Annotated in this window: 13 protein-coding genes; 6 read left to right on the top strand and 7 right to left on the bottom strand. The window is 65.5% G+C overall.

What is annotated here, in order from left to right; all coding sequences use genetic code 11:
- The 3 genes from radA to purF all read left to right on the top strand — a co-directional run.
- A partial coding sequence (radA, locus tag ACFP9U_RS19225; protein ID WP_378623943.1) for a DNA repair protein RadA occupies positions 1–1,239 on the top strand: 1,239 nt, incomplete at its 5' end.
- Positions 1,240–1,329: 90 nt separating this feature from the next.
- The gene (locus ACFP9U_RS19230) at positions 1,330–1,878 is read left to right on the top strand and encodes a CvpA family protein (RefSeq protein ID WP_322450515.1); all 549 of its coding nucleotides are present in this window, start codon (positions 1,330–1,332) and stop codon (positions 1,876–1,878) included.
- 51 nt (positions 1,879–1,929) lie between these two features.
- Positions 1,930–3,402 carry an amidophosphoribosyltransferase gene (gene purF, locus ACFP9U_RS19235; protein WP_378623945.1) on the top strand — a complete coding sequence of 491 codons (1,473 nt, stop codon included), beginning with the start codon at positions 1,930–1,932 and terminating at the stop codon, positions 3,400–3,402.
- Here the strand turns inward: purF and sugE are convergent, their stop codons facing one another.
- Positions 3,403–3,720, bottom strand: coding sequence for a quaternary ammonium compound efflux SMR transporter SugE (sugE, locus tag ACFP9U_RS19240; protein ID WP_378623947.1), 318 nt, complete (start codon positions 3,718–3,720; stop codon positions 3,403–3,405).
- A gap of 187 nt (positions 3,721–3,907) precedes the next feature.
- Here sugE and ACFP9U_RS19245 point away from each other — a divergent pair, with 187 nt between their 5' ends.
- Together ACFP9U_RS19245 and ACFP9U_RS19250 are read left to right on the top strand one after the other, a co-directional pair.
- Positions 3,908–4,654, top strand: coding sequence for an SDR family NAD(P)-dependent oxidoreductase (locus ACFP9U_RS19245; RefSeq protein WP_378623948.1), 747 nt, complete (start codon positions 3,908–3,910; stop codon positions 4,652–4,654).
- Between the two features lie 174 nt (positions 4,655–4,828).
- Positions 4,829–5,548 carry a 2-acyl-glycerophospho-ethanolamine acyltransferase gene (locus tag ACFP9U_RS19250; protein ID WP_378623950.1) on the top strand — a complete coding sequence of 240 codons (720 nt, stop codon included), beginning with the start codon at positions 4,829–4,831 and terminating at the stop codon, positions 5,546–5,548.
- A gap of 16 nt (positions 5,549–5,564) precedes the next feature.
- On the opposite strand, the gene pssA is transcribed toward ACFP9U_RS19250, so the two are convergent.
- Genes pssA through ACFP9U_RS19265 form a run of 3 tightly spaced genes read right to left on the bottom strand, consistent with a single transcriptional unit; the run spans position 5,565 to position 8,066 of the window.
- Complete coding sequence (pssA, locus tag ACFP9U_RS19255) at positions 5,565–6,371, bottom strand: CDP-diacylglycerol--serine O-phosphatidyltransferase (RefSeq protein WP_378623951.1); 807 nt, start codon at positions 6,369–6,371, stop codon at positions 5,565–5,567.
- Positions 6,371–7,069, bottom strand: a complete 699-nt coding sequence (locus ACFP9U_RS19260; protein ID WP_378623953.1) for a phosphatidylserine decarboxylase — start codon at positions 7,067–7,069, stop codon at positions 6,371–6,373. Before ACFP9U_RS19260 ends, pssA begins: the two co-directional genes overlap by 1 nt.
- A gap of 37 nt (positions 7,070–7,106) precedes the next feature.
- Positions 7,107–8,066 (bottom strand): LysR family transcriptional regulator, encoded by a 960-nt coding sequence (locus tag ACFP9U_RS19265; RefSeq protein WP_378623954.1) that lies wholly within the window; start codon positions 8,064–8,066, stop codon positions 7,107–7,109.
- A 163-nt stretch (positions 8,067–8,229) separates the two neighbouring features.
- On the opposite strand from ACFP9U_RS19265, the gene bla reads away from it, so the two are divergent.
- Positions 8,230–9,126, top strand: a complete 897-nt coding sequence (gene bla, locus ACFP9U_RS19270) for a class A beta-lactamase (protein ID WP_378623956.1) — start codon at positions 8,230–8,232, stop codon at positions 9,124–9,126.
- Between the two features lie 123 nt (positions 9,127–9,249).
- Here bla and ACFP9U_RS19275 read toward each other — a convergent pair whose 3' ends face one another.
- The 3 genes from ACFP9U_RS19275 to ACFP9U_RS19285 all read right to left on the bottom strand — a co-directional run.
- Entirely contained in the window at positions 9,250–11,130 is a 1,881-nt protein-coding gene (locus tag ACFP9U_RS19275) for an ABCB family ABC transporter ATP-binding protein/permease (protein WP_378623957.1), read from the bottom strand.
- A gap of 13 nt (positions 11,131–11,143) precedes the next feature.
- Positions 11,144–11,494 (bottom strand): ArsR/SmtB family transcription factor, encoded by a 351-nt coding sequence (locus ACFP9U_RS19280; protein ID WP_378623959.1) that lies wholly within the window; start codon positions 11,492–11,494, stop codon positions 11,144–11,146.
- A 259-nt stretch (positions 11,495–11,753) separates the two neighbouring features.
- Positions 11,754–12,486: LysM peptidoglycan-binding domain-containing protein (locus ACFP9U_RS19285; RefSeq protein ID WP_378623960.1), on the bottom strand; the 733-nt coding region annotated here is incomplete at its 5' end.

The following is a 12,486-nucleotide window of genomic DNA, read 5'->3' on the forward strand; positions in this document are numbered from 1 at the left end:
CGAAAGGCGCGGGCCGGCCGGCCGGTCGCGCTGACGACGCTTTCGGGCGACATCGAGGACGCGCCGAGGATCGTCACGGGCATCGGCGAACTCGACCGTGCCACGGGCGGCGGCTTCGTGCGCGGCTCGGCCCTTCTCGTGGGTGGCGATCCCGGCATCGGCAAATCGACGCTGCTCACCCAGGCTGCCGCTGCACTCGCCTCCAAGGGCCTGCGCATCGTCTATGTCTCGGGCGAGGAGGCGGTGGCGCAGATCAGGCTTCGGGCCCAGCGCCTTGGCGTGGCGGAAACGCCGGTGGAGCTCGCCGCCGAGACCAATGTGGAAAACATCCTGGCCACCATCGGCGAGGGGCCGCGGCCGGATCTCGTCATTCTCGATTCCATCCAGACGTTGTGGACGGATCTCGCCGAATCCGCGCCGGGGACCGTCACGCAGGTTCGCGCGGCAGCGCAGGCCATGATCCGCTACGCGAAATCCACGGGAGCGGCCATCGTGCTCGTCGGCCATGTCACCAAGGAAGGCCAGATCGCCGGCCCGCGCGTGGTCGAGCACATGGTCGACGGCGTGCTCTATTTCGAGGGCGAAGGCGGCCACCACTACCGCATCCTGCGCACCGTGAAGAACCGTTTCGGCCCGACCGATGAAATCGGCGTCTTCGCCATGGGCGACAGGGGCCTTGCCGAGGTGCCGAACCCCTCCGAGCTTTTCCTGGGCGAGCGCACTGCCGCCGCTCCCGGAGCGGCGGTCTTCGCCGGAATGGAGGGCACGCGGCCCGTCCTTGTGGAAATCCAGGCGCTGGTCGCCCCCTCCCCCCTCGGCACGCCGCGGCGGGCGGTGGTGGGCTGGGACACGGCGCGGCTTTCCATGGTGCTCGCCGTGCTGGAGGCCCATTGCGGCGTGCGGTTCGCCACCCACGACGTCTATCTCAACGTGGCCGGTGGCTACCGCATCTCGGAGCCTGCGGCGGACCTTGCCGTGGCCGCGGCGCTCGTCTCCTCGCTTACCGGGCTTGCTCTGCCCGCCGATTGCGTCTATTTCGGCGAAATCAGCCTTTCGGGCGCGGTGCGACCGGTGGCCCATGCGGCAACCCGGCTCAAGGAAGCCGAGAAGCTGGGCTTCGCCCAGGCCGTGATGCCACCGGGAAACGAGGAGCCGGCGGGCGGCATCTCGGCAAACGCGCAGCGGCCGGAGGCGCTTGCGGACCTTGTCGCCCGGATAGCGGCGTCCCGCGCACCGTGACGGAAGAAAAAGAAATGGCGGCTGGCAGGCCGGAAGATGAGCAGGATATCGGTGCGGGGGCATGCCGCCTGATATGGAGTTGGGGTGACAATGCCAATCACACTGCTTGACGGAATCCTCGTCGGTTTCACGCTGGTCTCGGCGATGCTGGCCATGGTGCGGGGGTTTTCCCGCGAAGTCCTGTCGATCGCCTCGTGGGCGATCGCGGCGGTGGCCGCCTATTTGCTCTACCCCTTGGTGCTGCCCTATGTGACTCCCTATATAGGAAGTGCGATCATCGCGCTGGTGGTGGCGGCCGCAGCGGTTTTCTTCGTGACGCTGATCATCGCGACGGTGATCACGATGAAGGTCGCCGACTTCATCATCGATTCGCGAATCGGCGCGCTCGACCGGACGCTGGGCTTTCTCTACGGCGCGGCGCGCGGCATACTGGTGGTGGCGGTGGCGCTTCTGTTCCTGAACTGGCTTTTGGGCTCGAACCCTCCGACATGGGTGGCCGAAGCCAAGTCGCGCCCGCTTCTGGATGGCATGGGGCAATGGCTGCAGGGCCTGATGCCCGAAGATCCGGAACTGTCCATCCTCGACCGCATGTCGTCCGAAACAGACGCGGCGGCCGGAACGGAGACAAACGAAAACTGACGGCCGAAACGGCCGCCAGAGCGCAAGCAACAAGGCATGAGGCGGCCAGCAATGGCGGACAACACTGATTTGCCTTTCCCGGGCGAAGCCGACGACCATTTCCATGATGAATGCGGCGTCTTCGGTATTTTCGGACGCCAGGATGCGGCAGCCATCGTGACGTTGGGGCTCCACGCCCTGCAGCACCGCGGCCAGGAGGCGGCGGGCATCGTCTCCTTCGACGGCAGTCAGTTCCATGTCGAGCGACACATCGGGCTCATCGGCGACACTTTCACCAAGCCCGCCGTTCTGGAACGGCTGAAAGGGTCTCGCGCCATCGGCCACACGCGCTATGCCACGACGGGCGGCTCGGGCCTGCGCAACGTGCAGCCCTTCTTCGCCGAGCTTGCCGACGGCGGGCTCGCGGTCGCGCACAACGGCAACATCACCAATGCCATGACCGTGCAGCGGCGGCTGCAGAAGCAGGGCTCGATCTTCTCCTCCACCTCCGATACCGAAACGATCATGCATCTGGTGGCGACCAGCAGGGAGCGCCACACCAATGCCCGCTTCATCGATGCCGTGAGCCAGCTCGAAGGGGCCTTTTCCCTGGTCGCGCTCACCTCGAAAAAGATGATCGGCTGTCGCGATCCGCTGGGCATTCGCCCGCTCGTCCTCGGCGAGCTCGAGGGCGCTTATATCCTGGCCTCGGAGACCTGCGCGCTCGACATCATGGGGGCGCACTTCGTGCGCGACCTCCAGCCTGGCGAGATGGTGGTGGCCACCGAGCAGGGAATTGAAAGCTTCTTCCCCTTCCAGCCGGCCAAGCAGCGCTTCTGCATCTTCGAATATGTCTATTTCGCGCGCCCCGACTCCTCGGTCGAGGGGCGCAACGTCTATGACGTGCGCAAGGAGATCGGCGCAGAACTGGCGCGCGAGAATCCGGTCGAGGCCGATATCGTGGTGCCGGTGCCCGACTCGGGTACGCCGGCGGCGATCGGTTTTGCGCAGGAAGCGGGCATTCCCTTCGAACTCGGCATCATCCGCAATCACTACGTTGGGCGGACCTTCATCCAGCCGACCGATTCCATCCGTCACATGGGCGTGAAGCTGAAGCACAACGCCAACCGCAAGTCGATCGAGGGCAAGCGGGTGGTGCTCGTGGACGATTCCATCGTGCGCGGCACGACCAGCCAGAAGATCGTGCAGATGGTGCGCGATGCCGGCGCCAAGGAGGTCCATATGCGGATCGCCTCGCCGCCGACGCGCGCCTCCTGCTTCTACGGCGTCGATACGCCGACGACGGCGAAGCTTCTCGCCTCGCGCATGTCTGTCGAGGAGATGGCCGAGTTCATCCGCGTCGATTCCCTCGGTTTCCTGTCCATCGACGGGCTTTACCGGGCCGTCGGAGAAGCCGCCCGCAACAACGAGGCCCCGCAGTTCTGCGATGCCTGCTTCACCAAGGACTATCCAACGCGGCTGACCGACCAGGACGGCACGGACAATGTGCGCCAGCTCTCGCTGCTGGCAGCGGGCGGGCAGTGATCAGGGCGTGACCAGCTTCAGCCCGACGACGCCCACCACGATCAGCCCGACGCAGATGAGGCGCGGTACGTCCGCCGATTCGCCGAAGAGAAGAATCCCGAATAAGACGGTGCCGACCGCACCGATCCCCGTCCACACCGCGTAAGCGGTTCCGAGCGGCAGGACGCGCAACGCAACCCCGAGCAGTGCGAAGCTGGCAATGATCGCAGCACCTGTGACGAGCGTCGGCCACGGCCGGGTGAAGCCCTCGGTGTATTTCAGGCCGACGGCCCAGCCGATCTCCAGCAGGCCGGCGGCAAAAAGGACAAGCCAGGCCATGCTCATCTCCATCATTCAATGGCGATGAGGTCGTCCTCATCCGTTTTAGGGAATTGAGTCGGGGTCGTCCCCGCTCGGCGCGCATGTAGGCCCCGTTGCCGTCCGCTGCAATATGGCCGTGCCGGGTTTCTCTGAAACACGATTCGTAATATCACGGGCGGACTGTTGAAGCTGCAGGAATCCATGCATGCCCCACTCGATCGATCTTTCCGGCCGGACCGCCCTCGTCACCGGGGCCTCGCGCGGCATCGGCTACTTTCTGGCCAAGGATCTCGCCGCGGCGGGAGCGCATGTGATTGCCGTGGCGCGGACCATCGGCGGACTGGAAGAACTGGACGACGAGATCAAGGCGGCGGGCGGCGAGGCGACGCTGGTGCCCCTGGACTTGACGGACATGGACGGCATCGACCGCATGGGGGGCGCAATCCACGAGCGCTGGGGCAAGCTCGACATCCTGGTGGCGAACGCCGGCATCCTGGGCGTCATCTCGCCGATCGGGCACGTGGAGGCGAAAACCTTCGAGAAGGTGATGGAGATCAACGTCACCGCGACCTGGCGCTTGATTCGTTCCGTCGACCCCCTCCTAAGGGCGTCCGATGCCGGGCGGGCCATCGTCATGTCTTCCGGCGCGGCACACTCGGCACGAGCCTTCTGGGCGCCTTACGCGGCGTCCAAGGCGGCGGTCGAAGCGTTGGTACGCTCCTGGGCGCACGAAACGGAAAACATGCCGCTGAGGGTCAACGCGGTCAATCCGGGCGCGACGCGCACGGCGATGCGGGCGCAGGCGATGCCCGGCGAAGACCCGCAAACCCTGCCGCACCCCTCCGAGGTAGCTGAGAAGATCATGCCGCTCGCCAGTCCCGCTCTTACCGAGACCGGGCTCATCTTCGACGTGTGCAAGGACCGATTCGTGCACTACCGAATGCCGGAATGACACCCTGAAATCGCGATTGACCTCGCTTCATCTTCCGCTACCCTGCGCGGCGTCGGCGGTGAGAAGCCGCAGCGCGGGTGGAGTGGCGTGCCGTAAGGGTGTCAATCGCTCCGGCTTGTTGTCGCCAAGAACGGATCATGCAGCGGAGACAGGCCCGCTGGCGGGAGGTGCGGAATGACGATGGCCATAGCGCTTGTGAGCGCGGTCCTGGCCTTTTGGCTCGCCGCCGCTCTGTACGGTCAGTTGCGCTTGGAGATCAACCTGCACCAGGCTCTTCTCTACGCGCCTTTGAAGGTTCTTTTCCGCATCGAGGACGGGGCGATCGGCACCGCGCGCACCGCCGAACCGCCCGTCATCTATGCGGTCTGGCACCGTTCGCGTCTGGAGCCGGCGCTGATGCTGGCGCTGCTGCCCAGCGACACGCTGCATATCCTCGACGAGGATTCGGCCCGGGCCTGGTGGCTCGACCCCTGGCGGGCGCTGGCGCGCACGATCGTTTTCAACGCGCATCACGTCTTCGTCAGCCGGCGGCTCGTGCGCCGCCTCAGGGGGAAAGGCCGCCTTGCGGTCTATCTACCGGACGACGAGACACCGGACCCGAAGGCCTTCCGCCTGTTTCGCGCTATCGCCCGGATCGCGGCCAATGCCGAGGCGCGCGTCGTGCCGATTCATGTGCAAGGCGCCGGCCGCAGCTTCTTTGCGCTCGCACCGCAGGAAAGACGGCAGCTTCTGCCCCACTTGAACATCTGCACCCTCGAACCGCTCACCATCGGCGAGATGGTGGCGCTAGCGGCGGGACCGGAAAAGCCGATGGCCGCCAATGCAATGTTCGACCGCTTGATGGCCGTTCGCCGCCCCCTCCCCGAAAAGCAGGAAGAGGCCGAGGCCGCCTGAAGCGGCTGGGGTGCCGCTACTCGACGTCGTCCTCGGCTTCCTCACGCGCGACCCTGCGCTGGTAGGCCCGCATGCTGAAGACCAGAAAGACAAGATAGAGGATGGCCGAGACCGCCATCGTCTCCCAGGTGAAGCTGGCCAGGAGCAGCGCATAGAGCACGACCACCAGCATCAGCGGCATGACGAACTCGCGGCGCACACGGCTGCCCGAGCTCTTGCCGGAATAGACCGGCAGACGGCTGATCAGCAGAAAGGCGATGCCGAGCGTATAGATACAAGCGGCGATAGCGACCGGCCCTTCGGGAGAGATCCCGAGGAAGCCCAGATAGACAGGCAGCATGACCAGTGCCGCACCCGCCGGTGCGGGGACGCCGACGAAATAGTCGGTTTGCCAGGCCGGACGGTCGTTATCATCCAGCATGACATTGAAACGGGCGAGGCGCAGCGCACAGGCAATGGTGAAGAGAAGGGCGGCGATCCAACCGATGGCCCCCGCCTGGTCGAGCAGATAGGCGTAGAGGACCAGCGCCGGGGCGACGCCGAAATTGACGATGTCGGCGAGCGAATCCATCTGCGCACCGAACCGCGAGGAGGCCTTGAGCATGCGCGCGACCCGCCCGTCGACGGCATCCAGGAAGGCCGCCAGAAGCACCATGACCACGGCGGTCTCCACCCGCCCCTCGAAGGCCAGGCGGATTCCCGACAGGCCCGCGCAGATGGCAAGCACCGTGATGAGATTGGGCACGATGAGCCGCAGCGGGATTTCGCGGATGCGCGGGCCGCCTCCGCCATGGGGCTCGAAAGGGGGAAACGGCCCCGCCATCAGGACACGCGCACCAGCGGGGCTGGCGATTCGCTGCCGAATTCGGCAATCACCGTCTCGCCGCCGACCGCCGTTTGGCCCACCGCCACGCGCGGCCGGGCCTCGGCCGGCAGATAGACGTCGACGCGCGAGCCGAAGCGGATCAGGCCGAAGCGCTCGCCGACGGCGATCTCGCCCGGCGCTTCCGCCCAGCAGACGATACGGCGGGCGACAAGACCGGCGATCTGCACCACCGGCACGGGCCCGTGCGGGCTTTCGATGACGAGGCTGTTGCGCTCGTTCTCATCGCTTGCCTTGTCGAGATCGGCGTTCAGAAAGCGTCCCGGCCGATGCTCGATGAGCGAGATGCGCCCGCGCACCGGCGCGCGGTTGATGTGGCAGGAGAAGACATTCATGAATACCGAAATGCGCGTCATCTCGTTGTTGCCGATGCCGAGTTCGGCGGGCGGCAGGGCTGGCCCGACGGACGAAACGATGCCGTCGGCGGGCGCGATGACAAGTGCGTCATCGACGGGCGTGACGCGCGGCGGATCCCGGAAGAAATAGGTGCACCAGGCCGTCAGCACGACGCCGATCCAGAACAGCGGCTCCCACAGCAGGCCGAGGAGGATCGAAGCGACGGCGAAGCCCGCGATGAAGGGATAGCCCTCGCGGTGGATGGGAACGAGCGTGTTCCTGATCGTGTCGGCTAGACTCATCGCTCGGCGTCCCCACAAAATTCCGTTGCCGGTTTTCCTAACTGAAAGGTGGGCTGGCTGCAACGCGGCCAGCGTCGGGCCCGCCACGGGCCGGACGCGGGCATTGATCTTTTGCATTCTTCTGCACGTCCGCCGTCATCTCGGCCAGGATCCATTGCCCGAAGGCTTTCATGGCGGCCGATTCCGTTCGTGATTTCAGGCGCGTCAGCCAATATCTTCCCGTCGACACCGCGGTTTCGAAGGGCTGCACGATGCGCCCCTCTTCAAGCTCCCGAGCGAACATGGCGACGGGAACCAGCGCCACGCCGACCCCGCGTGCGGCCGCCTCGACGAGAGTCAGCGACGAATCGAACATCCAGCCGCGCAGGCTCGGCGGCTCAAGCCCTGCGGCCTTGAACCAAAGGGCCCACTCGTCCCTGCGATAGGAGCGCAGCAACTCCTCTCCTGTCAGGTCCTGCGGCCTGGCCAGGCGAGCAGCGAGCGCCGGGGCGCAGACCGGCGCAAGGGGCGCGTCCATCAGCGGCAGCGATTCCGTCCCATGCCACGCGCCATCGCCGAACCGGATGAAGATATCGAGCCCGTCGACCAGGATATCGGCACGATTGTTGTTGGTCTTGAGACGCAGGTCCACATGCGGATGTCCCGCCTTGAAGCGCCCAAGCCGTGGCAGGAGCCAGCCGGTGGCGAACGTGCCGACCACGCCGACCGTGAGAATTTCCCGGAAATTGCCTTCCTCAAACTGGCTGAGCGTGGCGCTCACGCGCCGGAAGGCGTCGGTGAGCACCGGCAGCAGCGCGTGTCCCTCCTCGGTCAGGGCAAGCCCCCGCGGCAGTCGCTCGAACAGGGACGTCGCGAGCACGGCCTCCAGTGCCTTGACCTGATGGCTGATGGCGGTCTGCGTGACACGCAGTTCCATGCCCGCACGCGTGAAGCTTCCGAGCCGGGCCGATGCTTCGAAGGCTCTAAGGGCATTGAGTGGCAATTGCGAAACGTCCATAGGTATTTCTCTCCGGCGAACGAGGCCAAGTTTTTCTCATATCAGAGCCGAGAATTCATCGTTTGGCTAGGGTCTCCTTCTGCGCGTATTCGGGCTGCGGGCGGGATATCGGAAAAAACGGTTCCTTCAGTGCCAATGGAAGGGACCAGGATCGGAGATGCAAATGACAAGTGGAATGACACGCCGCCAGACCCTTGCCGGTGCCCTGCTTGCGGCCCCGGCGCTTGCGCTCCTGCAGGCAAACGCCGGAGCGGCGCAGGAGACGGCGGGTGCAGAAGCCCGCCTTGCGAAACTGGAAGAAGCTAAGGGCGGCCGGCTCGGGGTCGCCGTACTCAACCTTCAGACCGGCAAGCGCATCGGGCATCGCGCCAACGAGCGCTTCTTGATGCTGAGCACCTTCAAGGCACTGGCGGCCGCCCTGGTGCTCGCCCGGGTCGACAAGGGCGAGGAACAGCTCGACCGGCGTATCGTCTTTTCCCGCGCGGATCTCGTCTCCTGGTCACCCGGCACCGAATCCCGCGTCGGCGGAGACGGCATGACGGTGGGGGAGCTTTGCGCAGCGGCCGTGACCCTCAGCGACAACACGGCGGCGAACCTCATTCTTTCCAGTTTCGGCGGACCCGAGGCGCTGACGGCCTTCGCGCGGTCGCTAGGCGATCCGGTCACGCGGCTCGACCGTACCGAACCCGGCCTCAACGAGCACGACGGGCCGGATGACATCCGCGACACCACGACGCCGACGGCGATGCTGGAAAGCCTGCGCAAGCTCCTTTTCGACAATGCGCTTTCACCCTCCTCGCGCGCGCAGCTGGCCGCGTGGCTGATCACCAACAAGACCGGCGACGAACGGCTGCGGGCGGGCCTGCCCGAGACGTGGCTCGTCGGCGACAAGACCGGGACCAACAGCCAGCGAAGCGGCAACAGCAACGACATCGCCGTGGCATGGCCGCCGGACCGCGGTCCCGTGATCGTCACCGCCTATTGCAAGATGCCGTCGATCTCGGGCGAGGCGCGGAACGCGGTCATCGCCGAGGTCGGCCGGATCGCCGCCATGGTGTGAGGGCAGGCATACGAATTTGCGCTATGCGCCAGCACGTCATCCCGGCTGGAGGGAGCGCCGGGATGGCGGGGCTGGCGTGGCCGAAAGGATAACCACCAGCGGCCCTCTCCAACCCGTTCTGCTTCAGTAGCTCGGCACTTTGCGCTCGATAATGCCCATTGCATCCTCTTCGCGGGCGCGGCGCAGGCGCTCTTCCGCTTCACTCGCCTCGCGCTGGCGGTTCCACATCTCGGCGTAAAGACCGCCGGCTGCGAGAAGGGCATGATGGGTGCCGCGCTCGGCGATATGGCCCCCTTTCAAGACGATGATCTCGTCGGCGCCGATCACCGTGGAAAGCCGATGGGCGATAACCAGCGTGGTGCGGCCGCGGCTGACCATGTCCAGTGCAGCCTGGATTTCCTGTTCGGTGTGGGTGTCGAGCGCCGAGGTCGCCTCGTCGAGGATGAGGATGGGCGGCGCCTTGAGGATGGTGCGGGCGATCGCCACGCGCTGCTTTTCACCACCGGAAAGCTTCAGCCCACGCTCGCCCACCATGGTATCGTAGCCGTGCGGCAGGCTGTCGATGAAGGAAGCGATCTGGGCAAGCTCGGCAGCGCGGCGCACCTCCGCTTCAGAGGCGTCCGGACGGCCGTAGCGGATGTTGTAGCGGATCGTGTCGTTGAAGAGCACCGTATCCTGCGGCACCATGCCGATGGCCGCCCGAAGGCTTTCCTGCGTAACGTCGCGCACGTCCTGCCCGTCGATGCGTATGGCGCCCTTCTGGATATCGTAGAAGCGGAACATCAGGCGCGAGATGGTCGACTTGCCCGCGCCCGAGGGGCCCACCACGGCCACGGTCCTGCCGGGGGGAATATTGAACGAAATGCCCTTCAGGATGGGGCGGCTCTGGTCATAGGCGAAGGAGACGTTCTCGAAGCGGACGTCACCGTCGCTCACCTTCAGCGGTCGGGCGTCCGGCTGATCCTGCACCTCCTCGGGGACATCGAGCAGGTCGAACATGTGCTCGATATCGGCGAGGCCCTGGCGGATCTCGCGATAGACGAAGCCGATGAAGTTGAGCGGGATGGATAGCTGCATCAGCATCGTATTGATGAAGACGAAGTCGCCGATCGTCTGCGTGCCGCGCATGACCTCCCACGCAGAGAAGCCCATGGCCGTTGCCATGCCGAGACCGAAGATGACCCCCTGGCCGAAGTTCAGCCAGCCGAGCGAGGTCCAGGTCTTCGTCGCGGCCTCCTCGTAGCGCGCCATGGACTGGTCGAACCGGCGCGCCTCCATCGCCTCGTTGTTGAAATATTTGACCGTTTCGAAATTGAGCAGCGAATCGATCGCCTTGGTATTGGCGTCGGTGTCGGACTCGTTCATCTCGCGGCGGATATTGATGCGCCAATCGCTCGCCCGCACCGTGAACCAGACATAGAGCAACACCGTGACGGCGATGATCGCCACGTAGATCCAGCCGTAGGCGACGGCGAAGATGACCGCCGACAGCGCAAATTCGAGCAGCGTGGGGATCGTGTTCAGGATGGTGAAGCGGACGATCGCGTCGATGCCCTTGGTGCCGCGCTCGATGATGCGCGACAGGCCGCCGGTGCGCCGCTCAAGGTGGAAACGCAGCGACAGCGCATGCATGTGGACGAAGGTGCGGTGGGCAAGCTGGCGCACCGCATGCTGGCCCACGCGGGCAAAGAGAGCATCGCGAAGCTGGTTGAAGCCGAGCTGCACGACCCGCATCACGTTATATGCGATCACGAGCATCAGCGGCCCCGCCAGCAGAGCGGGAACAAAGGCGGGAGCGCTCCCCTCCCCGGACAGGACATCGGTTGCCCATTTGTAGAAGTAGGGCACCAAGACGAGCACAACCTTGGCAAGGACCAGGAAGGCCGTCGCCACCAGCACCCGCATCTTCAAATCGCGCCGGTCCGCCGGCCACATATAGGGCCAGAGGTTTATGAGCGTGCGCAGCGTCGAGCCGGACTCGGCGGAAACCGTTTTCTCTGCCACTTCTGATGCTGCCTTAATTTGTTTCGTGGTGTTCCGCCTGCACCATGCAGGTCTCCACCAGACCGCCGAAAGCGTGCGAAAGCGCCAACAGCGCCTCCCGGTCGACCGTATAGCGGGAACGCTGGCGTTCCGGCCTCATGCGCACCAGCCCTGCATCGATAAGCACCTTCAGATGCTGGGAGACGGTGGATTGGGCGAGATGAAGCTGCGCCATGTGCAGCCGATCGACAACGTCCTTGCAGCAGCAGGCGCCGGCGCCCGAAAGGTGGCACAGGATCTCGATCCGGACAGGATGCGCCAAGGCCGCGAGCCCGCGCGAAAGCGCATCCGGAGTACAACAGGACGCACCGTGAGAGGGAGGCATAGTCGTTTGCGTGCCATCATTCATCGTACATCGACGATAAACGATGAATGATGGATTTGCAACTGCATGCCGGTGCGCCACAAAGGGGCGCTAATCTTCCTGGCAGGAGGGAAAGAACTTCACGATCCTTGCGTCGTGACCGTGTCCGACGCGTAGGCGGTGCCATCGCGGCCATAAAGCCGCCAGTATCCTTCCGCCCAGCTTAACCGGGGCGTCCGCAAACTTGACAAGGGCCAGGGCATTGCCCCGGTCTCGCCCATCAGCGGGAGGATTCCCGAACCGGTTCGGAAGGCTGGACGGCCTGTTCGCCGATGGCGCTCAGGTCAGCGGCCTCGCCTTCCTCCGTTTCCTCGGGCAAGTTGAAGATCTGCCCCGGCCAGATGAGGTCCGGGTCCTCGATCTGATCCTGATTGGCGAGATAGATCGTTGTGTAGCGGACACCGCGTCCATAGACGCGGCGGGAAATCTCCCAAAGCGTGTCACCCCGGCGGATGATGACGGAGCCGTCCGCCGGTTCCAGACGCGGCGCCAGGTCGGCTGTCCGCTCTTCGCCACCAGCGGCGGTTCCGGGCGTTCCGTCCGCCTCTCCGTCGCCGGCCGCCCCCTCGCCGCCTTGGCTGTCACCGTCCACGCCTGCCCCGGGCCTGCCACCTTCAACCCGTGTCGCCCCCGGAGCCACCGCCGCGACGTTGTCACCGGTCTGCCGCTCGAAAGGTACCGCGGCGCGCGCGATCACGGTCGCACCATCCTCGTCGAGGACGTCGGCGCGCACGATGTAGTCGCCGACGGGAAGTTCGCGTTCGGCCTGGACAAGGAAGCGCCCGGCAGGCGTCGCCCGTGTCTGCCCGATCAGGAGATCGTTGAAATAGACCCGCACCTGGTGGCCGGGTTTGGCCCTGCCGGCGACGAACACATCGCGGCCGTCGATCTCCACCGCCTCGATAAAGGGCGCATGCGGCTGCGACGCGTCGCCGGAGGCGGGGCCGGCCGGG

The organism is Nitratireductor sp. GCM10026969 (genome assembly GCF_042660605.1).
Classification (GTDB): Bacteria; Pseudomonadota; Alphaproteobacteria; order Rhizobiales; family Rhizobiaceae; genus Chelativorans.

Coding starts and splice junctions, on each gene's coding strand:
- ACFP9U_RS19230 (WP_322450515.1), top strand. CDS start 1,330: ATGCCAATCACACTGCTTGACGGAATCCTCGTCGGTTTCACGCTGGTC.
- purF (WP_378623945.1), top strand. CDS start 1,930: ATGGCGGACAACACTGATTTGCCTTTCCCGGGCGAAGCCGACGACCAT.
- sugE (WP_378623947.1), bottom strand. CDS start 3,720: ATGGCCTGGCTTGTCCTTTTTGCCGCCGGCCTGCTGGAGATCGGCTGG.
- ACFP9U_RS19245 (WP_378623948.1), top strand. CDS start 3,908: ATGCCCCACTCGATCGATCTTTCCGGCCGGACCGCCCTCGTCACCGGG.
- ACFP9U_RS19250 (WP_378623950.1), top strand. CDS start 4,829: ATGACGATGGCCATAGCGCTTGTGAGCGCGGTCCTGGCCTTTTGGCTC.
- pssA (WP_378623951.1), bottom strand. CDS start 6,371: ATGGCGGGGCCGTTTCCCCCTTTCGAGCCCCATGGCGGAGGCGGCCCG.
- ACFP9U_RS19260 (WP_378623953.1), bottom strand. CDS start 7,069: ATGAGTCTAGCCGACACGATCAGGAACACGCTCGTTCCCATCCACCGC.
- ACFP9U_RS19265 (WP_378623954.1), bottom strand. CDS start 8,066: ATGGACGTTTCGCAATTGCCACTCAATGCCCTTAGAGCCTTCGAAGCA.
- bla (WP_378623956.1), top strand. CDS start 8,230: ATGACAAGTGGAATGACACGCCGCCAGACCCTTGCCGGTGCCCTGCTT.
- ACFP9U_RS19280 (WP_378623959.1), bottom strand. CDS start 11,494: ATGCCTCCCTCTCACGGTGCGTCCTGTTGTACTCCGGATGCGCTTTCG.